Here is a 25,794-nt window from a genome sequence, read left to right on the forward strand (position 1 = left end):
AACGCTCTCCTTCAAAGGGAGATGTCCTGCCAGTTAGACGAAGGGAAAGTCAGTAGGGCAGGATTCGAACCTGCGTGCTCCTCCTTCCAAGGGAGGCTAGATAAACCTGACTCCTATACCTACTGATATAAATAAAAAGCCCCTAAGATTTCTCCAAGGGGCTTTATGGACATTATAGTATATCTCAACTACATAGTATTCCCCTTGATGTCTTCCGGCATCTGCTGCGGCTGATGGATATGTAATTGTATTGTTGTCATCTTATTGATTATTATTTATTCTTATAAAATAAAGTTCTTTTGTGTACATTAATTAAGTACCTCATTTAAGTAAATGATTAACCTCTAACAAACTGATATAAAACAAAAAGCCCCTAAGATTTCTCCAAGGGGCTTTATATATAATATATTTTTTAAATTACATAATGATCCCCTGGATGCTTTGTGGCACCTGCTGTGTGTGGGGGATATGTAATTTTATTGTGGTCATGATACAAATGTCGCTAGTTACAATTTCTCCTGCAAGAAATTTGTGTAAAATATTTTTTGAGGTAATTCATGTCATTACTTTTTAATAATAGTTGATGTGATAAAATAAGACATAGTTTTAAGGATGATTTATTATGTTTCTTTAATGTATCAGCAGGATATGACAGCTGTATCATTCATAGCAAGAATGTTTAAATTATGGTAATATAATGCTATCTATCAGACTAGCTTTATTATTTTATATAATTCAATCTTCCAATGACATCATCTTCATTATTGAAATTTACTATAGTAAAACTATTTTTTCATTAATATACATTTATAGGAATGATTTGATACTCAGAGTTAAATATGTTGTAGGTTTAAAAACTAAATTAAAAGAGGGAAAGATATACTAAAAAAAACTTAACTTTCTTAAATATTTAACTTCTTTACCAGACTGATTGATGTCTTGTTTTCAGAAATTGGATTGATCATAAATAGGTGGTAGTTAATTTTTATAAAGTTTTATTGATGAATTTTTGTTGAATATATAGTTAATTGTTTTAATCAGAGTTTTTATGCGAAAGCTTACTTTATTCTTTATTTGTATCCTTTTGTTAAAGGGTGCTTATGCTCAAAATTGTTATTTTAGTTCTGGTTCTATCATTAAGGACCTTTTTATTGTAAGCAAAGACACAGTCTTCATGGTTGGTACGGAGGGGCGTATACTTCGGTCTACAGATTCCGGAAGAAAATGGCAGGTAGTATACAATGATCCTAAATTCAGGACTTTGAATACATTATTTTTTTTAGACTCAAAAACAGGTTTTGTGGGTGGATATGAAGGGCTTTTGTTAAAAACAACTGATGGAGGAGTTAATTGGGATGTATTAACGACAAGCCTCGGGATTGTTCCGGTATTTAAACTTCATTTTAACGGACTTAAGGGAAACGCAGTATTAGGTGGCAGCATCGCTTATACTGAAGATGGGGGGGTAAACTGGACAAGTAAAAGTGTCTGTAACCAATGCGGTGATTTTACTTTTCCAGAGCCTTTGGTAGGTTATAATGGGAACTGTTACACATATGATGGAGGCGTGACATGGATAGCAACACCCTGGAGCTATGCAAATTCTGTTTTCATAACAAAGGAAGTTGGGTTTAGAACTTCATCGGGGGTTTCCCGGACAAGAGATGGCGGACTAACCTGGATATATGAAGGAGATCCCATTGAAATTGTAGATGCTTGGTTTATAGACTCTTTAAACGGCTATGGGATTTCTCGAAATTTAGGGTTCTTTTCCACTTCTGATGCCGGAAGGAACTGGACATCGGCAAATAATCCCAGTGATATAAACAACATAGATGTAATCAAATACGCATATGGGGTAGGATTTGCATATGATTCTGAATCTAAAAATCTATTACGATTAGAAAATGACAAGTCTGAAATTGTATTTGGACAAATTACTTCAATAAACTCAACTAAACCGGATGGTAATTCGATTAATGTAAATGTAACACCGGATAGTTCAGTGTTTGTATCTAGAGGAAACGATATTTATAAATTAACTAGAGGAGAACAGAAGTGGACAAAAAGCTCTGTTTCAGATTATATTCTGGATATGTTTTTTATAGATAAGGATACAGGGTATCTTGCATCCCATATTTTAGCTAAGACTACTGACGGAGGAAAAACATGGAGTTCATCAAAAACAATAGATGCTCAGACAATTTTCTTTCCAGATGCCAAAACAGGATATTATGGTCACGAAACAGGCAATCAGATTGGTAAAACTACGAACTATGGAGCATCCTGGAATTTTCAATATATAACTTCGGCTGGAAGCGGTATAAGATCTATCTTTTTCCCTGATGCATCAACAGGATATCTGGCTAGTACAAATGGAAAGATAAGTAAATGTACTAATGGATTAAACTGGGTAGGTCAGACTACCGGAGTTTCCGCAACTCTTAATGATATTTATTTTGTTGATGCAAATAAAGGAGTGGTTGTTGGCAATTCAGGAACACTCTTAACAACAAATAATGGAGGCACTCAGTGGAACAAAGTTCAACTGCCTACCACTGTCAATTTGAATTCTGTATATTTTGTAAATAAGGAAACAGGGTATGTAGTAGGTAACACAGGCACCGTTTTAGTTACCAATAATGGGGGAGAAACGTGGGATGTTTATCCACTTCCTTTGTTAGATAATCTATACTCCATTTATTTTTACAATGGCATAGGTTATATTGCAGGTGAAAATAACCTTGTCTTAGAACTTAATCATTCACTTAAACCTTCCGGAGAACTTCCTTCTGTGGTTACAACGCACCTCTCATTGGAGAGCGAAACAAGTGCAAATGTGGAAGGTAATATTACTAATGATGGGGGGAATGATATTATTTCCAGGGGATTTTGTTGGAGTACTACTCCTGGCCCGACCATCAATGATTATAAAACAACGATAGGATCAGGTGTTGGTATCTTCTCAAGCCTCTTGGCCAATCTTACCCAGGAAACAACATATTATGTAAGAGCTTATGCAACTAATGGAATTGGCACGTCCTATGGAAATGAAATTATCTTTAGCACGGCTATTGGTACAGGAATAAGCAATAACTTCATGGGGAACAATATAACTATTTATCCAAATCCCGGAAATGGAAAGCTGAAATTGAATGGAAAGTTAACAGATTGGTCAGATTTTGAAGTCAGACTTATGAATTGTATAGGTGTTATTGTGTATAGTAAAGAAGTACATAACTATTCAGACTCTTATGATGGATTGTTAGATCTTGAGTTATTATCTCCAGGAATATACACTATTCATATAGTAGGTAAAAATAAAGTGTATTCAGATAAACTTGTAATTTCCAAATAACATTTATTAATTTATAATGTGTTAATGAAAGAAGTGCAATGTTTGACATTGCACTTCTTTCATTATGTATTATTTTTGTTTTTTTTATATGTTGTTGGTGTCTTTAATTCACATTTTTTTGTATTGAGTTAAGCACGAAAAACTCCTGCTGGGACGTAATTACAATTATGCAGCTAGAGTTTCTTTTTTAATGATAGTATATTTTTCTTGAGTTCAGTTTTATCAGATTCTTCAACTATCAGATTACTTATTTGCAGAGCTTTCAGGAATTTTAAATCCCTTTCATCCGGAAGATCAATTTCATATTTATAGAATGAATTTAAAGGAGACACATCAATGGTTGTTGTCATCCTGTCGTCCATTTATATACAAACATTCCTGATCTCGTACCGATTTTTCTATTGGTATTCCAGTCTTAGTATGAACATAATTAGTAACTTTTTCTAAAACAGGAAATATTGAATCACCTTTAAAAGCAATGGCATCCACAACTCATCAACTAGGGAATCTGGAATCAGAAGTGGTTCCGTTCGTTATTTAAGATCAATTAAAACTAGAATATTTTTTTTCAAATCAACAGCATCCTTGGATTTATATCCATTAAAATAGTATTGTATGCTCACTTTAGCCAAATCATAGTCACTTAACTTCAAATGCGGGATAGTAAGTTTTATTCTGAACCAGATGAAGCATCATTAAGTATTGAGAGATATAGTAGATTTTTTGAAGTTCAGATTTGGCTGTCAGTGATTTGGAAAGAAGTAGTTCCGCGTATTCATTTGATCCATCATTCTTGATAGCAGTAAGAATAAATTCTTCAAATTCATTTAATGGTTTAAGGGGTTCATAATTTGAACCTATAGTCCATAAAAGGTTGTAACGGACACTATCGTTTTAAATTGGTAAATCATTTGCTGTAGGAGACCAGACAGAATAAGCAGTGTTAGATTTTATTGCTTCCAGATAGTCTTTAAATTTCGGAACAGACTTTATATTCTTTTCCAGATATTTTATTCTAACCTTATCAGAGTGTGAGGCGTTTAAAAAAAGTACATATCGTTTTCCAATCTTAAAGGTATTTATCGGTCCATACCTGTTACTAAAACCTCTAACATATATTTCATTAACTGGGACTTTGCCTTTTAGTATCTTTAAAGGTTTAAGCCATTACTGTCCGGTAAAAAAAATTAAAGGAGGCGATTAGGCCTCCTTTTTTGTTTGTAGTTTTCTGGTGACCAAACCTTAAACCAAACAATGAACAAAAGTACTCATTTTACCGGACAGCCGACATATTGTCAATTAATAAATCTCATCCCCAAAGAGTTAGTTTTAAAGCTTGCCAATCAGTATCAGTCTGATCGATATTGCAAAAAGTTTACGACTTGGAATCACTTAGCAACCATGCTTTTTTCATGTTGGGGAGGCTGTACCTCATTGCGTGAAGTTTCAACAGGAATGAGGGCTTTAGAGGGTAAGCTAGTTTCTTCCAGGGTAAATTATTTCCCTACTCGTAGTACTTTTTCAGATGCCAATGCAAGACACAGCAGCAAAGTTTTTGAAGAGATATATTTTAAACTGAAAGATTATTGGGACTCTGTTTTATCGGACAGCCGAAAAGATAATAATATTTTCTTTATGGACTCTACTGTCATAAGCTTATTCCAGGAGATATTCAAAAATTCAGGATCAAGTAAAGCTGATGGAAGAAGGAAAGGTGGATTAAAGGTTCATACAGTAATCAATGAGCAGTCCTTTAGCCCTCAAATTGTTAATATAACTGATGGAGCCGTCAATGATATTTCTTTTATGTCTAAAGTTACAGTACCTGCAGGAAGCACCATTATAATGGACAGAGGATACAGATCATATAAATATTACAATTTATGGACGAAGCAGAATATCAGATGGGTGACCAGGTTGCGTGAACCTTGTTATTGGCGTCCCAAAGAATACTATCTGGTTAGTGAGGAGCAGAAACAAGCTGGAGTATTGTCTGATGAACGTGTTTGTCTTGGATTTCCTCAAAAGAAGACAGAAAAAGTAAAATGTAGATTGATTCGTTTCTGGGACCCAAAAAATAAGAAAGAGTTTGAGTATTTAACCAATGACTTTATAAGCGAACCTGCTACTATTGCGGATTTATATAAGAAAAGATGGGCTGTAGAGCTCTTATTTAAAAGGCTAAAGCAAAATATGCCTTTACAATACTTTCTGGGAGAAAATCAGAATGCTATACGAATTCAAATATGGTGTGCATTAATCGCTGACCTATTAATAAATGTCATAAAGAAACAGGTAAAAAAGTCTTGGGCTTTTTCGTCAATAGTTTCATTGATCAGACTTCACTTGTTTAATTATTTAAATCTTATTTCATTTTTAAATAATCCGGAAAGCGCAATTATAACATCTCAACCAAGCAAGCAAATCAAAATAGTATTTTCAGGGTAGGCCTCTTTTTATTAAATGAAAAAAAGTGTCCTATTTTAATAGTAGGAGCACTTTTTTATGTCTTTTCATTTTTTACCGGACAGTAATGGGTTTAAGCTTTGCGCCGAAAGCCCCTTCTTTAGTAACTTCTGCAATCGTAATCAAATCAGATTCACCAATCATTTCGTCCCATTCAGGATCTTCCCATTGATCAGCTTTAAGGGGATTAGTTAACAATAGAGGTAAAAGACAAATAAGAATTTTTAAGATACTATTCATAGGTAATGATATTACTTATGAATAGAAGGTTCTTATATTTTATAAGAAACAGTACAAAGGTATGCATTTCATTCAGGATGAAACAAAAGTTTAGCGGTGGGAATGCGGGAAGTCGTGCATCTCATTTCAATGAAGTTATTATGTTTAAAAGCTAAATTATAAATCATTCAATTCATCATACTTGCGTTAAATATGTAGAAATAATTTGCGAAAATGAATGGTTGCGCATATATTTGCAACTGTTCGGTTTCGAAAATAAATGAACTGATAAATGAGAAGAGATATTTTCCAGGCAATTGCCGATCCTACTAGGAGGGCTATTATTGCTTTAATTGCAATACAGGCAATGACTCCTAATGCTATTGCTGAAAACTTCAATACAACACGTCAGGCTGTTTCAAAACATTTACGCATTCTTACTGAATGTGAACTTGTAAAACAGGAACATCAGGGCAGAGAGATTTACTATTCACTTGAAATTGATAAAATGAAAGAGATAGACAAATGGCTTGAACAGTTCCGCAAAATATGGGAGACACGTTTTTCCCAACTTGACGACTTATTATCCACTATTAAAAAGCAAAAAAATGAAAAGTAATCTCCTATTTGATTTTACCGTAAATAAGGAAAATAAAACCATTCACATAAAACGTGAGTTTGATGCCGGTATCGAACTGGTATGGCAAGCATGGACAAAAGCGGAGTTGTTGGACCAATGGTGGGCACCGAAACCTTATCATATTGAGACAAAATCATTAGATATAAGAGTAGGGGGAATGTGGCTTTATGCAATGGTTAGTCCTGAGAATGAAAAAATGTGGTGTAAAGCGGATTACAAGGCCATTGAGTCATGCAAACTGCTATCATGGTTAGATGCATTTTGTGATGAAAACGGAATTGAAAATACCATTAAACCACGTTCCTTATGGACAAACAACTTTACAGAAAACACTGGGATCACCACTGTAAACATTACTTTAAAGCATGACAAACTTGAAGACATTGAAATGATGATTGAGATGGGCTTTAAAGAAGGGCTTACAATGGCACTAGAGAATCTGGATGAATATTTATTAACCATTAAAAAATAAAACTAATGAAAAAGAACAGAATAATTTTCTGGATTACAACAAGTATCATATTCCTTTGGGAAGGACTGATGCCTCTTAGCACACTTTTGTTTAAACCTGAATATGCTACAGTAGGGACAAGACCTTTGGGCTATCCTGACTATTTTGCTTATGCTTTAATAGTTTTCAAAGCGTTAGGTGCAACATCATTAATGCTTCCTAAGCTACCAGGAAAATTGAGAGAATGGGCTTATGCAGGACTTACATTCAATTTAATATTTGCCGTAATCAGCCATGTTGCGGTGGATAAAAATATCAGCTATATTTTAATGCCAATAGTAGTATGGGCTATTCTTGCAGTATCATATATTTATAATCAAAAAATTCAAAACAATAGCTAAATCAGAATATTTCTCGCGATATACCTTTGGCAAAAGACCTGATAATCGGAGGTTGTGATTTTTAATCTTATGATATATGATAAAAGATAAATTATTAAGTATGCACAATGTCGGCATCGTTGTAGAGTCACTCGATGGTGCCATTTCTTTTTTCACCGAGTTAGGACTGAAACTTGAAGGGCGTGCCTTTGTGGAAGGAGAGTGGGCTGGTCGTGTTACCGGACTGGGTTCTCAACGTGTAGAAATTGCTATGATGGTTACACCTGATGGGCATAGCCGACTTGAACTCTCGAGATTTCTTACTCCATCAACTATCTCAGATCACCGCACTGCGCCTGTGAACGCTCTCGGTTACCTACGCGTCATGTTCAATGTTCAAGACATTGACGAGGTAGTATTCAGGCTTAAGAAGCATGGTGCCGAGATCGTCGGCGAAGTGGTTCAATACGAGAATATATATCGACTCTGTTACATACGCGGACACGAAGGAATTCTTATAGGATTGGCAGAAGATATTCGATAACCGGCAGCGATACCCATCTATCTTTTATATGAACATCCTCTAATCAGTATTAACAATCCAAACGAAATAAGATGAGAAAATTAATTGCAGGAATAAATATGACTTTGGACGGAATAAGTGACCATACAGTCATCAGTCCCGATAGTGAAATACATCAGCATTACAGTGATTTATTAAAAAATTCAGGTGCTGTTATATATGGCAGGATTACATATCAACTTATGGAGTATTGGCCTACTGTAGTTAAAAATCCTACCGGTAACAAAGCAACGGATGATTTTGCAGTTACCATAGATAACATTGATAAAATTGTTTTTTCCCGAACTTTGAAAGACGTAACATGGAAAAATACAAGGCTGGTAAAAGGAGGAATTAAGGAAGAAATAATAGCGCTCAAGCGACAGTCTGGAAAAGATTTATTAGTTGGTAGTCCTAGTTTGATTATAGAATCAATGAACCTTGGTTTAGTTGATGAATTTCAGTTATGTGTTCATCCGGTAATACAGGGAAAGGGTTCACAATTATTTATAAACATAAGTGAAAGAATTAACCTAAAACTTTTAAAGACAAAGACTTTTACTGGCGGAGCAGTGATTCTTTACTATGAGCCAATAAAGATTTGACATTAATGTGAGACATCAAGGATTTCTGCCCATAGCTCATTCAACGAGGGCTTGTCAGCTTTTGTAAAGATTACAGTATGAGATAGTTGAAATATTAAGGAAGAAAGGTATATATAGTATAAAGAGTAATTCTAATTTGTAATGCGGTTTTTTTGAGAAAAGATATAGAAGTAGCCAGTTTTAGAGCTGGCTATTTTTTATTTTGAAAAAGAGTTGTTTTAGAATACAGCTGGGTATGCATTTAAGCATGCCTGCCACTTATTAGTTGAGCATGAGATAGATATTGTAGCAAGTAAGGATTAATCTCGTGAGTAGGAATTCTGCCTCAATATAGTTTTGAAAGTATATAGAAGGGGAGAGTGTTGGTTCTCTTTCCAAAAGAGCGACAGTCAGTAATAAAGATTCACAAGAAGGATTTTAATAAACTTTACTTGCTCCATCAATACCTGAATGTTCGTCGATGCTTTATTGCCTTTTTTATTTTTTTATAATCATACCTTTTGTTTTCCATCCTCACAATCACATAATTCTAAAACGAATCCATAAAAACAGTTGAATTAGGTTTATTGTCCGGTTTACTTTTGGGAGCCTTAAACGTAGTACGTGCAGTTTAGTTGAGTCGTATTGTGTAAATCGAAAAATTGTACTTTAGGTATAATAAATTGGATAAAAGATGATAAAAATGACGGGATTTAATAGGTTTAGTGCAATTTTAAATAGAAAATTATTATTCATGGGAAGTCAATTCAATGCATTGAATTACATACTATGCACTTTTTTATTATTTCTTGTTGTAACAAAAACAGCCAATGCCCAAACCTGGCCAGGAGATACCATTCATGTAAACATAAACACCAACAATCCGGCTTTTCCGTTTCCGCAGTTTTTAGAGTACCAAGGAGGTAAATCCTTAGCTGCCAATAATGCTGTAGGAGTAACACACGCTGATATGGAAAAATCCATGCGTGAAGCTTATCAGATTATGATGCGGAGAGCCCTAACTGTTCCTGGAAAAACGCTGGGCACCGGGGCAAATGCAACTCCCTATATCGTTTTTAACCATCCTACTGTTCCACAAGGGTATGGTACTTTTGTATCGGAAGGCGATGGATATGCCATGCTGGCAGCAGCACATTTTGCTGATAAAAAGACTTTTGACGGATTGTGGCTTTGGGTTCATGACAACCGTCTGAGCGGAGTTAAAAAGTACTATGATTGTTCACCGCTAAGGCCCACATATACTTATGGAGCTGGTTTTGCAGGGTGGGAGTGTGATGAAAATACAAATATCAGCTCTACCAATATCAACTCTGCTGCAGATGGGGATTTAGATATTGCCATGGCTCTATTGATGGCTCATAAACAATGGGGTGATAATATGGGAATAACTGATGCCTGCGGTAATCAGATCAGTTATAAAGGTGAAGCGTTGAAAATGATCAAGCTTCTTGTTGATACATTATATTATACAACAAGTCCGTTAGGTGCCCAGGCAGGAATGAAAGGCTATTTATCAGGTATTGTGGGTATTGATGGGTATCTGAAAAGTGGTAATACATGGGGGGAAGTTACTAATTGGAGGTATTCAGCAGCCAATACTGCATATCCCTGGGCATCGGTTAAGCCTGATCCTATTCAGGTAACCAGTAAATATGTGGATTATAATGCACCAGCATATTTCAGAGAATTTGCAAAGTTTTTAGAGGCCAACGGAGGGACTGCCTGGCAGATAAGTCAGTGTAAACGATGTGAGGCTTCAGCTGACTGGACGATAAAACAAATGTATGATAAAGGATATATTGCAAGTGCTGGTGACTACACGGTTAGTGATAATGGAGCGACAACAACATTTGGACCGTTTGCTGCAGGAGAAGATTTCAGGTGTTCATGGCGAACAATATTGAATTATGTCTGGCATGGTAATCCCGATTCAACCTGGAATCCTGTTACACATCAGGTTGTGCCGGGAGGCAATACCTATGAATATGATATGGCTTTAAGGCACAAAGAGTTTTTGAAATTCCCAGGCTCAATTCCAAGCAATTCAGCAAGTGCCTTTTGCAGTAAACTGGGAGCTTCTCCCGATCCCGGCCAGCCACAATGGAAAGGAGTAGCACAAATAAAACAGCAATATCTTCCAAACGGTAATGTATTAGCTAATTATGGAGTAAACTGGATGGCTGGAACTGGCACTCCTGCTGCTGTTGCTTCAGGTGATTTGGATTTAACTGCAGAATTGTACAGACAATGTGAACTAGCCTGGGACGACCAGAGTGGCTCAGCAAAAATGCCTACACCTTACCAGCGCTATATAGGAAGCACTCCCAAATATTTTCATGGATTTTTCAGGATATTAGGTATGTTAACGGCCTCCGGTAACCTGCATGCACCAGAAGACATGAAACCGGGTGCCAATATGAAGGTTTATATGGATGTAGACAAAACCTTTGCTTATGAAGGAGACCTTCTGACCTATGAAGTAAGCTACCGAAATTACGGAGTCATTGATGCAACCAATGTTTCGATAACAACGACTTTAGATCCCAATTATGAAATTGTTTCGGTGAGTGGTGGTGGAACAGCTTCAGGTGTAAGCATCACATGGAATATCGGAACTGTACCGGGTTTTAAAACCGGTGAGCTGGCTAAAACAATGGGAGTCAGAAAATTTGTTGTAAGAGTAAGGCCAATTGATATGGCAACTACAGTCTGCCTGACAAGCACCGTCACTTCAACTAACGCACCATCCTGGACAAGTAATGAATATCCAAACAACGCTACCTATACGATGGAGCGAAACTGTGTTGATCTTTTGAAAGACAGAGTTTTGGCAATCAAAAAAACTACTGATAGAAGCGTAATGAATCCCGGAGATGTTGTCAATTTTACATTGGATTTTGAGAATAAAACGGGTTCAAATCTGTGGCTGAACGGTGGTCGTGAGCGTGTGGTTGTTTCATATGCAAACTATGCAGAAGCCAGCGGATCAAGCGAACGGAATTTTTATCAGTTTTATAGAATCTGGCACACGGCACATGAGGCTTATATAGATCTGGGCAACTACCGTGTTTCTTATTTCATGAATGACGCTGCTGCAATCGGTGAATACAACGCAGGAACAAACCCTACTGGTTGGACTGCGGAAGTAGATAACAAGAATGATCTTCAAAAATACGGTTATAACCCTCCGTCTGATCCTATGAAATTTACTTATCAGAAAATTCCATGGGGACAGGATGCGAACGGATCATGGAACCAGCGTATCGTAACACAATTTGCTCATGTATTGACTGCCCCTTCCATGCATGTGTATGATAAACTGGATAGTGAATACCTCATACATAAAGGAGTAGTAGGGCCGAGTATTATAAGGACAGTCCTCAAGTCAAATCCTTCAACACTTTTAATGCCCAGATTGATAGATGACTGGTCTTATGATGGAACCATTAAAACAACAGATAATGACGGGCAGGAGGATAGCTATTTCCCTGTCAGTCCGGCTTATACAAATTTTAATTCAGTACCCAAATTTGAACCTGAGCCTGTCAACAACTATAGCAAAGATGCCTGCGGTGGACCTGTTAAGAACTTTTCAAAAGTCTTGGTTGAGGAATTTGATGGATACACCTGGAGAAGAATCGCCGGTAATGGACCGCTTCCAGGTCGTGAAACATACAATGTAGTGGTGACTGATTCTATTCCAATCGAATTGGCATGGAGTGCATTTACGGATGATAATGCAGTTGGTGTTACAGCAACTTATACACCTTTAACAGGTAATCCGAAATTTTCCGGATATGTAAAATGGACCATACCTGCAATGCTTACAGGAGAAAAAGCTAATTTATCCTATAGAACTATAGCTAAGGCTCCATGCTCAGAAAAAACGTTTATCAATGCTGGCTGGATCTGGTCAGATGTAGATTCACCGGATTCTGCTGCGGTCATTTTAAAACTTACTTGTAATCCTGTACCTCCAACACCACCTAAAGAAACTTCTTTGGTGAAAACAGCCAATACGGCTTCAGCAGTTGTTGGCGATGTAATCAATTATACATTAACGTTTACTAACAAAGACGGATCAACAGCCTCATGGGCAGGAGCAAGCACACAGCTTACAGACTGGCAGACATTAGGTACAGGAGTTGCCATGCCTAAATTAAACGGGACCGTTATTTCGTTGGATCAGAATGGTGGTAACAATCCTCCAGGGGCCAATGGTTATGCCTTTGGACCTAAGAAAGCACATGGAGTAAACGGTTGGGTTGAATCTACTATAGCACCTACCAATTCCAGTTCATTCTCTTTTCTATACCGATATCAATCTGGAACACCGGGCTTAGCGGATTTCAAAGGATTAAGGCTTGAGATTTCTCCAAACATTGGTGGAAATAATTTCATAGAAATTAAGCTTTATCAGAATGGAAGCAGCACACCCATCGCTTCATTTTCAGGTCTGACATTTCCTGGAAGCTTTAGTTCTGTAAAGGTTCGTACCGAGTTACTGGATGATAAATTATATATCTGGATAAATGATTTTACCGGAGCTCCTCTTAAAGTAATTACTGGTATTACAGAACTGGGAGCGGGTTATGCAGGGATATACGGAAAAGGCTCCCAGCAGGCACTTTCAGCTTATACTGCTCATTTTGATTCAGCATTTGATTTGATAATCACAGATCCTGTACCTGCTCAATTAAATAATATTACGAATATATCGAATAGTGGAGTATTGACAGGATCAACAATTACCTGGCCAACGGTTGCCGGTCCTATTTTGGCCAATGCCGTAATTGAAAGGACTTTTGATGCAACAGTTAATACCTGCACAGACTTTATCACAAATATTGGTAAAGCTACTGTTTATGGTGTAACCAATATTCAATCTCAGTATGTAGTTAACTGCGGTGCAATTAACACCTGTATACCGCCAACAACAGTTACAATTTCCGTATCTAAACCGAATATTTGTTTAGGTGCTCCATTAAGTATAGCTGGTGTTGTTACACCAGCGAATCCGAACTACTACTATACATGGTATAAGGGTGGTGTTGCAGTAACGACAGCAAGCAATACTTATGCGCCATATACAAAAGCAGTCACTACTTTGGCAGACACTGGAACATACGTACTCCGTGTAGAAGATGGGAACGATGGTGCCGCTGCCTGTTATAAAGAGTCAGCAAAATTAGTGATCAGGATTACAGCTCCTACGGTAGCAGGTACGATTTCTTCAGACCAGAACCTGTGCTCAGGTTCCACTCCGGCACCGCTCACAGGAACTGCAAGCACAGGAGGAGAAACGGTAAAGAATTATAAATGGCAGAGCTCTACAACGAATGGTACAACTGGCCCTTGGACAGACCTTGGACCATATAGTACAACTGCTACAGGATATGCTCCGGGAGTATTGACTGCTACTACCTATTATAGGAGAATAGATTCTTCCGGATACTGCCTGGGTGTGCCAACCACAAGTATTGCGATCACAGTGACACCGGCAACAGTAGCAGGTACAATTTCTTCAAATCAATCTATCTGTTCAGGTGAAACTCCGGTACCACTTACTGGTGCAGCAAGTACTGGGGGAGTCGCTAATAAGTATTATAAGTGGCAGAGTTCGACAACAAACGGTACAACAGGCCCATGGACAGATCTTGGACCTTATAACACAACGACGATAGGTTATGCACCTGGTGCATTGACCAGCACTACTTATTACAGAAGAATAGATTCGTCAGGTTATTGCTTAGGCATGCCAACAGCAAGCATTGTAATTACGGTTACTCCAACAGTTGCCACATCTGTTGTAATTTCGACCCCTTCAATTACAACCTGCGCAAATACTGCTGTTACATTTACTGCCGTAGAAACAAACGGTGGTACTCCAACTTATCAATGGTATAAAGGTATCATTGGTTCCGGCACTGCGATTCCATCAGCAACCGGAGTTACATATACAACTCCGGCTTCGGGAGCAGGAGCTATAAGTAATGGTGACAGTTATTATGTAGAAATGACAAGCTCATTGGCCTGTGCAACCCCTGATCCGGCAGTATCAAATGCAATTGTGATGACAGTTACTAACGTGGTAGCTCCAGCGGTAACAATAACAGCTAATCCGGGCAATACAATCTGTGAAAATACAAGCGTAACGTTTACAGCCGTTCCAGGTAATGGTGGTACTCTTCCGACTTATGAATGGTTTGTACAGAAAACTACAGATATGACTCCTGTAAGTCAGGGCCCTGCAAGCTCAGCAGTTGATTCTGATAAGTTTACAATCAGTACATTAGGAGACGGAGATAAAATCACTGTTAAAATGGTGAGTAACTCGGATTGTGCAAGTCCTTCGGATGCCACCTCAGCAGCAATTATAATGACGGTAAAGCCGAACGTGAGCCCATCTGTAACGGTATCAGCGGACAAGTCAAGCATCTGTCCGAACGAGAGCGTTACATTTACAGCTATAGTGACCAACGGTGGCACCAATCCTTCTTATGTATGGAGAAACGGTACTACCACTGTAAGCAACTCTGGTGCAACGTATACAACAAACAGTCTTGTCTCAGCTAATTCCATCACAGTAACCATAACAAGTACAGAATTGTGTGCAAGTCCAACGACCGAGGTATCAATGCCTGTAAGTGTGACGGTCAAGCCTGTACCAGCTCCTGCGGTAAGCATAACAGCTGATCTCGTGGGCGTTTGTGAAGGAAACGCAGTAAACTTTACAGCTACTCCTACAGATGGCGGATCATCTCCGCAATACCAGTGGTATATCGGCACAACGAAGCAAGGAGCTGCCACCTCTTCCAATACCTTTACTACCAGTGATCTTACGGTTTCCACGTCAAGTCCGGGTAATACGGTAAAAGTTGAACTTGTAAGCAATGAAGAATGCGCGAATGCTACACCAGCAGCATCAAATGTAATAACGATAGCAGTGAATCCGGGAATAAAGCCAGGTAAAATCAGCGGTGACCAGATCATCTGCAATAATACATCAGCAGCTAAACTGGAAGAAATAGCAGCTTCAGACGCCATTACTGCAATGTATACCTGGCAGCAGACAGAAACTCCTGCAATTGAGGCAAGTTGGGTCCCTGCAACAGGTATACCTAGTAACGGTGGAAAAGACTTTACCCCAACAGCGAAACTAACCACGACCACCTATTACCGTCGTAGAGTAGATGATGGAGCTGCTCCTGCACCATGCAATAAAGCATTTACAACTCCAGTAAAGATCATAGTTAATTCTATACTTGTTGCCGGGAAAATTGGCGCAGATCAGTCAATTTGTTCAGGAGAAACTCCGGATCCCTTTATCAGTGTAAATGCTCCAACGGGCGGATCAGGATCTTACACTTACCAGTGGCAATACACAGATGCAACGCATCCAATCATGACTGATATCGTTAATGCCACCAATGCATCTTATACATCAGGAGCCTTGTCATCGACGACACAATTCCAGCGGATAGAGATTTCCGGTAATTGCGGTTCAGTAATTAGCAATGTGATTACGGTTACTGTAGCAACCCCGGAAGTAGTAACTGCAAGTATAAACGACCCGGGACAGGTCTGTTCAGGTTCAGCCGCATTCAACTTTGTAGCTAACTCAAGCACAACAGGCACAGGAACACTTAGCTACAAGTGGTACCTTGGTTCTGGCAGCACACCGGTAAGTAACGCATCATCATATTTATATAACCCTGTTAGTGGTGATAATGGTAAAACAGTAAAAGTTGTAGTTTCTACCTCTAATGCTTGTAATGCAGGAGATGCAATTTCTAATACTGTTACCTTAAATATAGTAGATGCAGAGCCTGCTGCTGTATCGATTGATGTGAATCCTAATCCGAACTGCGAAGGTATGTTAACTACCTTTAATGTTACATCCTCAAGCGGTACAGGTTCATCACCGGCGTATAAGTGGTATGTGAATAATCCAAATGTTTCTGTAGGAACTGGAACAACTTTTAGCAGTTCAACTTTAATAACCGACGATCAGGTTTGGGTAGGGATGACTTCGAACCTGGCATGTGTAACAGGACCTAACTTTGTGGAATCGGCTAAAATCACTATGAATATCAAACCGATTCCGAATCCTGTGATCAATGAAGGTGATCAGACAATTTGTTCTCCAAACACGGTAACGTTTACTGCTTCGGGAAGTGCCGGAACTACATATCAGTGGATGCGTGATGGGAACGTTATTTTAGGAGCAACGAACCCAAGTTATACAGCGACAGAGAGCGGTTTGTATACTGTCATTGAAGACAATGGAGCCTGTAGTCAGACTTCAGCAGGAAGAAAGTTAACAGTCATCCAGACGCCTGTGGCGTATGCAGGAGAAGATATATACATTAAGGATGGAGAACCAGGACGATTATTGGGAGCTGGAGGCGCATTGTATAGCTGGTCACCTGCAACAGGCCTGAGCGATGCTTATGTGAGCACCCCGACCTTTATAGCCGATCAAACTATTGTATATACGTTAACAGTAGCTGATGCAACAAATATGTGTAAGAGTCAGGATTCAGTAAAAGTATATGTGGAAAGACCGATAAGGATACCTAATGCAATTACAGTAAACGGAGATGGAAACAATGATACGTGGGAGATAGGGAATATAGAGAGCTTCCCTAATGCAGAGTTTTTGATTTACAATCGTTGGGGTAATCTGGTTTGGAAGAGTACTGGTTATCTGAAGAATTGGGATGGGACAAACTATAGAAACGGGGAAGTATTGCCGGACGGAACCTACTTCTACGTCATTAACCTGAACAGTCAGATTTACAAAGAGTCATACAGTGGTTATGTACAAGTCATAAAATAGAACTGGGATTTAGGAGATGCTAGGTTAGGCAGGATTAATTAAAAAACAGAGCCCTATATTATATAAAAAAGAAAAATATAATAAATGCATGTAATGACCTAAAAATCGCAAAAGAACTTGGAGGATATCATATAACTAAAGATCTAATAAATAAATATTGTAAGGAAGGAGAGTAGGTTCCGAGCAGATTCGAACCGCGGTAGTTTTTTACTGAATTAATGGCGGCGACTAAAAATATGCTTTTTTAGACAAGTACTTATCAACTGCAAAACTTAAAACTAATAAGGAATTTGATAGTGTAAAAATCAAAACGACTTTATAAGGTCTGTATTGAAAATTCAGAAAGAGCCAGTTATCGAAAATTATGAGTAATATGATTAAAAGTATAATGGTTATTTTTCGAATGTCAAAGAAAGTCAGTAACAGGTTCAGAGCTGCAACCAAAAAGCCGTAAAATATGAAAGTGTAATGTAATGTTATTCCCCAACTCAAATCATTATGGGGAGTATATTGATAGATTTTTTTATGTAAAAGGACAGCGAAATCGTAAAGTAATCCAAATGAAAATATCTGAAATACTGATGTTAAAATTCCTAAGAGTATAAATCTCGGCAGCATTAATTCTTTATTACTTTAACAAAGGTATGGATTTACATTGAAGTTGGAGGAGAATATTTATAAAAGGGCAGGAGAGGAGGGAAATTGGAGTTCGGAGAAGTAAGGGGTAAAATTTGTATTTGGACTGAATGGTAGGATTATTTTTTTTAAGCTCCTCTCCTGTTAAAATTTTTCGATTGCATGGTTATTAAATTCTCAGCCTCGGAGTTGTTCATTTCTTTTTCTTGATAAAAAGAAACGAACCAAAGAAAAATCAAGAACCATCAAAGCTCCTCTCCACGTGCTTACGCTCCCCTCGCTGATGGTTCGGCCACCGCCCTTTTTAAAGTTATATGATTTACCCATGCCGGATATCCGATCCTGAAAATTCTGTCCTGGAGTCCAGGTCGGGAATTTGGGAAATTGACCGTCCTCCTGAGAATCGCCTGTACGGATTTGAAAAAAATTTTTCCGGTCGTACAGGACACCGACAATTGTCTGAACTGTGATTTTTGTGATTAAATGATTGGCTATGATCGGCCGAACGAAATTGGAAAATTTAGGCGGTCTGAGAATTGTCTGTACGGATTCAAAATGGATTTTGTGGGCGTATACGAGGACGGAAATTGTGTCTTGGAGTCCAGTCGGAAATTTGGAAAATTGGTCGGCTGGAGAATCGCCTGTACGGTTTTAAAAAGATTTTTTCCGGCTGTACGGGAGGGACACCGACATTGTCTGAACTGTGATTTTTTTGATTAAATGATTGGCTATGATAGGCCGAACGAAATTGGAAAATTGGGTCGATCTGTGAATCGTCTGTACGGATTCAAAATGGATTTTGTCGTCGTATACGAGGACGGAAATTCCGTCCTGGGAGTCCACGGTCGGGAATTTGGAAATTTGGTCGTCTGGAGAATTGACTGTACGATTTTGAAAATGATTTTTCCGGCTGTACGAGACTCCAAATCCCGGTCGAAATTGGGAATTCTGATCGGACTGAGAATCGTCTGTACGGGTTCAGAATGGATTTTGTCTGCGTATATGAGGTAAAAACCGGTCTGCCGGAGAATCGCCTGTACGGATTCAAAATGGAATTTGTCTGCGTATATGAGGACGAAAATTCCGTCCTGGAGTCCAGGTCAGGAATTTGAGAAATAGATTGGCTGCGGAATCGCCTGTACGGTTTTGAAATGAAATTTTCTGGCTGTAGGAGATTCCGAAATCCTGCCGGACGAAACTCAGGAAATTAGTTGGCCGGAGAATCGGCTGTGGGGAGCCTAAATGGATTTTGCCCACATATACGAGGACAGAAATTCCGTCCAGGAGTCCAGGTTGGGAATTGAAAAATTGGCCAGTCTGAGAATCGTCTGTTCGGTTTCGAAAAGAATTTTATTTGTAGTAAAAATACTGATAGAATTTCCAGAAATGGGATACTAAAAATTTATTTCAGAAATAGAAAGTAAATGATAATGCCAGTTAATAGGTAGTTCAAGTGTTAGTTTTGTATGAAATATATTTGTTTAATAGCCAAGTATTTAAGTATATTTTAGTTGTATAATTTATATTATGTTAAATTGAGTCCAATGTTCATAATGTTCATAATTGCTAGATCCGCTCCCAATAAACCTATTCTCTTTAATTATGAGAACGTAGAAAATTTTACAAATAAGTTTAAATAACATATACTTGTACCCAGATCGCGACACATAATTATTTTAAAAAAGCACATGAATGATTTATCAGGTGATTTATCATTCATATGAATATATAATTATTCTTAGTGTCGGTCTTATGAACATAATTTATTGTAAGTTCTCCAATGGCTTAAGATTCCCGATTCTCAAACGGGTGCCTGAAAATATCCCTTATATACTGCCATTCACTTTTTCTATCATTTGCTTAAAAGGAAAATCTAATAAAACCATAATTAATACAGTTTCAAGCATTAAGATTTTTTACCAATTCTTTGCTGAATTAAACATTGATATTGAAGAAGAAATTCTTAATGGTAATTTTGCACCAATTACTGAAGAAATTAAAAACTTCTGTAGTTGGGTTTATCTTGGCAAATACAAATCAAATAAATCCAATCTTCCTATTTCCAATCAATCTAACGATTCACATCTAGCGGCAATAAAGCTATTCTTGAGATGGTGCACAATTAGATATAAATGTGATAAAGATATTAGGTTTTCAATAGATGAAAATTTGGCGATAAACTATATTCATCAGTCTCCAAAGCTAAGATCCTATAGAAGCTTAAAACCTGATGAAGTTGTAATAATAAGAAATCACGTTCTTCCGAACTCTCCTACAAATCCATATAGAGAATCATTACAAATTCGAAATTTTTTGATCATAGAACTATTATATAAGACCGGTATGCGTCTAGGTGAATTGCTAACTTTAAAGGTAAATGATCTTAGGAAAAATGAAGACTATCACTATTTGAGAATACGTTATAAAGTTAATGACATTGAAGATAATCGGAGAATCAAGCCTTCCATTAAGAATGCATACTCAGAAAGAGAAATTGGAATTAATCAGGAGCTTTATTCTTTAATTGAACATTACATTAAATATAATAGAAAACCCAAAAATAAGCCCTTGGCTCACGCATATTTAATAACAAGTGAACGAGGTAATGCACTTTCTCAAAATACTCTTGCAAGTTTGTTCAAAGTTCTGGAGATGTCCCTTCATACAAAGGGTATAACTTTTGATATTGCCCTCACTCCTCATGCATTTCGTCATACTTTTTGTGAGCTGTACTTAGAATATTTAATTGAAACTTTAAATATAGATATGGAAAGAGCAAAAGATAAATTACGAGAATGTTGTGGGTGGTCACCAAATTCTGTAATGCCCAATTTCTATGCTTCTAGATATATTAATAAAATGGCTAATAAAGCGAATATAGAAAGACTCAACAATAAATATTAATTTATTATATATGGCATTCATTTTTAATAATCCAGGTAAAGTAAGAGTACGAGATCGTTTAATCGAAGATCAAATAATAGATACTAGTACAGAAGTATGGTCATGGAGAGATGGAGGAATTCAAACTAAAATCGACTGGAAAAAATATCAACTAAATAATGAACTTGAAGAAATATTAAAAGCCTATATTTTTCATAGACTTCAAACAAGGTCTCTTTATACAATCAAATCAAATGATCTTACATTAATCAAGGCTTTTATTACTAATAGGCTAGCTATTGTATATCCTTGGTCGTTAGAACATATACAAAGGTTTATGCTTGATATTCTGAAAATAAATCCCGATGTACTAGTTCCGACTTTCAGAGCCTTTTATACCTGGTGTTTAAAAAAAAACATTCAGGGGGTTAATAAAGATGTATTAGAGTTCATCTACGAAATTAAATTCGAAAATAGAAAACCATATGCTAATGCATTTTTAAATCCAACATACTTAACAAGCGAAGATGAAGCCCTAATAATAAATTATTTAAACAAAGATGATCATAAAAATTACAATAAATTTAGAGATAAGGTACTTTTACAAATTGCTTTTGAATTAGGACCTAGGCCTATACAAATATATTCCCTTAATACCTCTGATCTAATATCCATAAGCTCCCCAAACATGGATTCTTCTTTTTATTCTTTGTCATTGCAAATGGCAAAAAAGATATCAAATACTAATATGGAAAAAAGAACAAGAAGCATATCATCTTCATTAGGAGAAAAGTTATCTAAATTAATATCATGGGGATCAAAGGAATTTTCAGAAAATGATTCATTGGCATTATTTTTAAAAAACTGTGGCAGAACAAATAAAGCAGAACGGTTAACAACTATTGACATTCGCAAAATCATTGTTCAAGAATTGGGAAAACTTGGTTTTAAAAAAGGAGACGGAGCAACATTACTTCGTCATCATCTTGCCCAGTCCTTAGCTGATCAAGGTGCTCCTGCTGAAGTAATCGCTGAAATTCTGGGCCACAACTCTACCCTGCCGGCTCGAGCATATATTGCTGCAACACCTGAGATATCAAAAATAAAGACGAAGGCATTAGGTAAAAGTAATTCTTATAAAAACATTATGGGAATGCTTTTAACTGGTGAAATTATTGATAAAGCATCTGTTCCTAAAGAAAGATGGGTTAAAGGTTTGTTAGGTTCTCAATATATAGGAGGAATTGGCTCATGCGGATTACCTGAAAATACTGCTTGTCCCAAGAATCCAGTTTATGCCTGCTATACCTGTCATAAATACCATCCCTTCTCTGATGGTAATCATGATGCGGTAAAACAAGGTCTGCAGAAGCAGGCTCAATTTTTTATAGATCATGCAGAAGCAGGAAATGACCTTAAAACAAACAGAGCTGTAATTCAGCTTGAAAAGACAATTGAAGCTGTTGATGCAGTGATTGAAAGGTGCAAGTCTCATAAAAAATAATGCTCATGCAATTCCAAGATAGATTAACCGATTTCATTAAAAATGAAAGAGAAATATTCCAATCATACAACACCGGAATAAATTGGGATGAAGATGTTTGGTACGTTAAAAATTGGCTTTTTCATAGAGGCGGTGAAAATTCAATATCATTTAAGACCCAATCTAAAATACTTAAAACATTCCCTGATGGTTTTGAAATTCCTCCGTCACAAGCCCTCCCCTGTCCTTATATTGATTTTACTAAAGCTGTGATTGTCTATTTGCAGAGAACTAAAAATATAAATTACATGGCAGTACGAACTTATGCAATTGAATGTAGAAGGCTACATTTAATAATGCATCAAAGAGGTGAAACAAGCCCATACAATTTAACCAGATGGCACTTTGAAGAAACAATAAATATTCTAAAAGCAGTTGGTTACAAAAATATTTTCGATGCAGCTGCAAATTTGCAAGTAATAGCTGAATTGATTGATAAGAAAGAGTTAACTGAGTATCCACTTAATTTCAAACATGGACTAAAGGCTGGTCACAAATATTTTGAATATAAGACTCTAAAGGAAATAGATATTGAAGACAAAAGAAAAGATGAAGAAAAGCTTCCTTCATTAGAAGCAATGAAAGCCTATGCATTATGCACTAATAATCCAATAAATGAAAGCGAAGAAATTCTACTTCGAACTATAGATCTTTTGATTGCAATGGGACAAAGAGCAAACGAAGTAGCTTTGCTTCCATATGATTGTTGGGTTGAAAAAGCTGTTATTGGAAAGGACGGACAAGTAGTAAAAGATGCTTATGGCGGAATTATATTGGACGTAGGGATAAAATATTTCGCTGAAAAACAATTTCAATCAAGAGTACATTGGTTGGCTGAACAAGATGTTCCATTTGCACGAAGGGCTGTTGAAAGACTAAAAGCTTTAACTGAAGAACCTAGGAAAATAGCTAATTGGCAAGAACATAACCCGGGGAAATTGTGGAAACTAAATCCCGAAGATAAAATTACTGATGATGATTTGATGCAATTCATTCAATATAAACATGTATTTAATTTACAAAACTTTTTAAAAGTAAATAAAGTAACGCCTGTATTGATTGATAAAAATCCTGATAGAGGTGTCCGGTTTGTTCAAGGTGGATACCAGAAACGATATTTAACCCGATTTCATTTTCGGATTGCTGATGTAGAAAGTGTATTACTACAAAAGCTTCCCGATCATGATGCTCTTAAAGAAAAAGTAAACGGTCGTTGGAAGACGGTCCTTAAAACAAGTGAATTGTTATGCATCTCTTTTGATGGTGCATTTAATTTTAAAGAAAGAGCTACTGTATTTAGAGTATATCCCAGAAGGGTGACAGTAAAAGACATTAATGCAGCATTGGGTTCTGTTAATAGCTTAGAATCCATTTTCCAAAGACGAGGCTTAACAGAAGCTGATGGAAGTAAAATTGTAATGACGAGTCATCAGCCAAGGCATTGGAGGAATACATTGTATGAGTTGGCTGGGATGAGCAATGTTCAGCAAGCATTAGCCATGGGGAGACAAAGATTGGATCAAAATCCTACATATCAACATACCACTTTGAAAGAAAGAACACAATCCCAGGTTGACTTTTTAACTTTTAATAGTGTTGCAGACAAAGTTAACTTTTTGCATAATGGAATTAGAAATAATAAAATTATGGGAAGCATTACGGATACGTATAATTTCCTGAAAAAAGAGAAAGGTATTGAGACTGCTGAATCCTTTCTTAAAACTCATGCCCTTGCATTACATATTACTCCATTTGGTGGATGTACTCATGACTTTAGTCAAGAACCTTGTCAAAAACATTTACAATGTTGGAATGGATGTTCACACCTTCATAGAACCAATGAGCCTGGAGAACTAGAACGGATAAAGGAACAATTAGAGTTGAACGAAAAGGTATTGAAGGAGATGAGGTATAACTCTGAAGAATATGGATCGGACGTATGGATAAAAGATTTAGAAAAGAAGATTGAAAACTTGAAAAAAGGATTAAAATTAAAGCCGTCCTCCTCTCCCATTCAAGTCTTTCCGGATGGTATTCAGATGACTATACCACTTGATCACAAAAGAAGTAGTTCAGTAAGCGAATAAATTATGTCAAAGAAAAAACCAAGAGGCAGAAGTCTTGATGAAAGGCTTAAATTGGAGCTTGAAGAAATGATTCAACTTGGCGTTGAGCTAGCTCCTATTTCCAGATCTGCATTACAGAAAAGATTAGGATTAACCAGCAGGGGAACATTAGCAGTAAAGAGCAGAGCTGCATTGATAGAAAAGGCCCGAGAAATGCAGTTTAAAGCTGCAGGTTTAAATGAATCAGGAACCAAAAGAAGGAATACTGTTCTTGAACAAAATCAAAACCTAAAAGGTAAAATCAAATCATTGGAGAGTGAAAGGGATACACTATTAGAAAAGCTCGCAATGATTATAAATGGTATACAGGCCAGAGGTTTAAATCTTGAAGAAATAATGATACCTTTAAGACCTAATTTTAATAAACATGGAAAGCAATAGTAGCTTCTCTATCAATGAGTTTTTAAGTAATAAGGATCATATTCGGTTAAAGAACCACCAATATGCTTTACTTAAGTATGTCGATACAGAAAACATAATTTCAATTATGTGGAAACATGAAAAACCTCAACTTTCCATTTCATATCCTAATGATTTAGTAGAGCCGGAAGTTAAAGTAATTGATTTGAGCGATGATTTTTATGTTCTCGTTAATAGCGAAGAGACAAACTATGAGGCTCTTTTTCTAATAAAAAAGATTCAATCTCATTTTAAAGTTAGTTTAATAAGAAAGCCTAATTTAATGGTGGAACAGATTGATGTGATTGTTAATGGGGAAAAGGTTGATTTAGAAATTGATACAGTTTAGGTCTGACAGAAAATTATTAAAAATTGTTAATAACCTCTTTCCTGTATTCTTTTTATTTTATCCTGACTAATTGCTTTTTTGTACTTTTCCATCCATTCTATCAATATATTACTTACCAAGGCTCCCATCTCAATATCATAAAAAGTAGCTGTTTCTTTATAAAATCGGTGTGTAAATTCATAAATATTTATGGGTTTAGTACCCTGATTTTCATTGTTCTTTTCAAAATAACTACGGAAGTCATTGTTATTCATATATTTTAAATCTGATTTGGGAAATTTTTTTTTCAATTATAAATCTACAAAAAATCCTCTTGCTGTCTATAGACAGTGGAT

16 protein-coding genes and 1 tRNA gene are annotated in these 25,794 nt (G+C 36.8%); 13 read left to right on the forward strand and 4 right to left on the reverse strand.

The features are described from left to right. Window positions 1-49: 49 nt before the first annotated feature. Window positions 50-125, reverse strand: a tRNA-Pro gene (locus K350_RS0100005). A gap of 923 nt (window positions 126-1,048) precedes the next feature. On the opposite strand from K350_RS0100005, the gene K350_RS0100010 reads away from it, so the two are divergent. Then, on the forward strand, window positions 1,049-3,358 hold the full coding sequence (locus tag K350_RS0100010; RefSeq protein WP_028978163.1) for a YCF48-related protein: 2,310 nt from the start codon (window positions 1,049-1,051) through the stop codon (window positions 3,356-3,358). A gap of 173 nt (window positions 3,359-3,531) precedes the next feature. Here the strand turns inward: K350_RS0100010 and K350_RS26740 are convergent, their stop codons facing one another. Further along, the gene (locus tag K350_RS26740; protein ID WP_156026781.1) at window positions 3,532-3,708 is read right to left on the reverse strand and encodes a hypothetical protein; all 177 of its coding nucleotides are present in this window, start codon (window positions 3,706-3,708) and stop codon (window positions 3,532-3,534) included. Between the two features lie 904 nt (window positions 3,709-4,612). On the opposite strand from K350_RS26740, the gene K350_RS0100020 reads away from it, so the two are divergent. Continuing rightward, window positions 4,613-5,806 (forward strand): IS4 family transposase, encoded by a 1,194-nt coding sequence (locus tag K350_RS0100020; RefSeq protein ID WP_028978164.1) that lies wholly within the window; start codon window positions 4,613-4,615, stop codon window positions 5,804-5,806. A 72-nt stretch (window positions 5,807-5,878) separates the two neighbouring features. Here K350_RS0100020 and K350_RS0100025 read toward each other — a convergent pair whose 3' ends face one another. Continuing rightward, window positions 5,879-6,064: a hypothetical protein gene (locus tag K350_RS0100025; protein WP_028978165.1), complete on the reverse strand. Its 186-nt coding sequence runs from the start codon at window positions 6,062-6,064 to the stop codon at window positions 5,879-5,881. A gap of 271 nt (window positions 6,065-6,335) precedes the next feature. Between K350_RS0100025 and K350_RS0100030 the strand changes: the two genes are divergently transcribed. The 11 genes from K350_RS0100030 (at window position 6,336) to K350_RS0100100 (ending at window position 25,459) form a co-directional block, all read left to right on the forward strand. Continuing rightward, window positions 6,336-6,662: an ArsR/SmtB family transcription factor gene (locus tag K350_RS0100030; RefSeq protein WP_028978166.1), complete on the forward strand. Its 327-nt coding sequence runs from the start codon at window positions 6,336-6,338 to the stop codon at window positions 6,660-6,662. Then, entirely contained in the window at window positions 6,652-7,155 is a 504-nt protein-coding gene (locus tag K350_RS0100035) for an SRPBCC family protein (RefSeq protein WP_028978167.1), read from the forward strand. The genes K350_RS0100030 and K350_RS0100035 overlap by 11 nt, the downstream gene beginning before the upstream one ends. A gap of 5 nt (window positions 7,156-7,160) precedes the next feature. Further along, window positions 7,161-7,535 (forward strand): DoxX family protein, encoded by a 375-nt coding sequence (locus K350_RS0100040; RefSeq protein ID WP_028978168.1) that lies wholly within the window; start codon window positions 7,161-7,163, stop codon window positions 7,533-7,535. 76 nt (window positions 7,536-7,611) lie between these two features. Then, entirely contained in the window at window positions 7,612-8,058 is a 447-nt protein-coding gene (locus K350_RS0100045; protein ID WP_028978169.1) for a VOC family protein, read from the forward strand. A gap of 71 nt (window positions 8,059-8,129) precedes the next feature. Then, window positions 8,130-8,681 (forward strand): dihydrofolate reductase family protein, encoded by a 552-nt coding sequence (locus K350_RS0100050; RefSeq protein ID WP_028978170.1) that lies wholly within the window; start codon window positions 8,130-8,132, stop codon window positions 8,679-8,681. A gap of 733 nt (window positions 8,682-9,414) precedes the next feature. Continuing rightward, window positions 9,415-17,523 carry a T9SS C-terminal target domain-containing protein gene (locus tag K350_RS0100055; RefSeq protein WP_028978171.1) on the forward strand — a complete coding sequence of 2,703 codons (8,109 nt, stop codon included), beginning with the start codon at window positions 9,415-9,417 and terminating at the stop codon, window positions 17,521-17,523. Window positions 17,524-19,851: 2,328 nt separating this feature from the next. Then, window positions 19,852-21,063, forward strand: a complete 1,212-nt coding sequence (locus tag K350_RS0100080; RefSeq protein ID WP_028978175.1) for a tyrosine-type recombinase/integrase — start codon at window positions 19,852-19,854, stop codon at window positions 21,061-21,063. Window positions 21,064-21,073: 10 nt separating this feature from the next. Then, a complete protein-coding gene (locus K350_RS0100085) occupies window positions 21,074-22,546 on the forward strand; it encodes a site-specific integrase (RefSeq protein ID WP_169716565.1) in 1,473 nt (490 codons plus the stop codon). A gap of 5 nt (window positions 22,547-22,551) precedes the next feature. Next, a complete protein-coding gene (locus K350_RS0100090) occupies window positions 22,552-24,672 on the forward strand; it encodes a hypothetical protein (RefSeq protein ID WP_156026783.1) in 2,121 nt (706 codons plus the stop codon). 3 nt (window positions 24,673-24,675) lie between these two features. Beyond that, window positions 24,676-25,092, forward strand: coding sequence for a hypothetical protein (locus tag K350_RS0100095; protein ID WP_028978178.1), 417 nt, complete (start codon window positions 24,676-24,678; stop codon window positions 25,090-25,092). Further along, on the forward strand, window positions 25,079-25,459 hold the full coding sequence (locus K350_RS0100100; protein WP_028978179.1) for a hypothetical protein: 381 nt from the start codon (window positions 25,079-25,081) through the stop codon (window positions 25,457-25,459). Before K350_RS0100095 ends, K350_RS0100100 begins: the two co-directional genes overlap by 14 nt. Before the next feature lie 26 nt (window positions 25,460-25,485). Here K350_RS0100100 and K350_RS0100105 read toward each other — a convergent pair whose 3' ends face one another. Beyond that, window positions 25,486-25,713 (reverse strand): hypothetical protein, encoded by a 228-nt coding sequence (locus tag K350_RS0100105; RefSeq protein WP_156026785.1) that lies wholly within the window; start codon window positions 25,711-25,713, stop codon window positions 25,486-25,488. Between the last annotated feature and the right edge of the window lie 81 nt (window positions 25,714-25,794).

Source organism: Sporocytophaga myxococcoides DSM 11118, from assembly GCF_000426725.1.
GTDB lineage: Bacteria > Bacteroidota > Bacteroidia > Cytophagales > Cytophagaceae > Sporocytophaga > Sporocytophaga myxococcoides.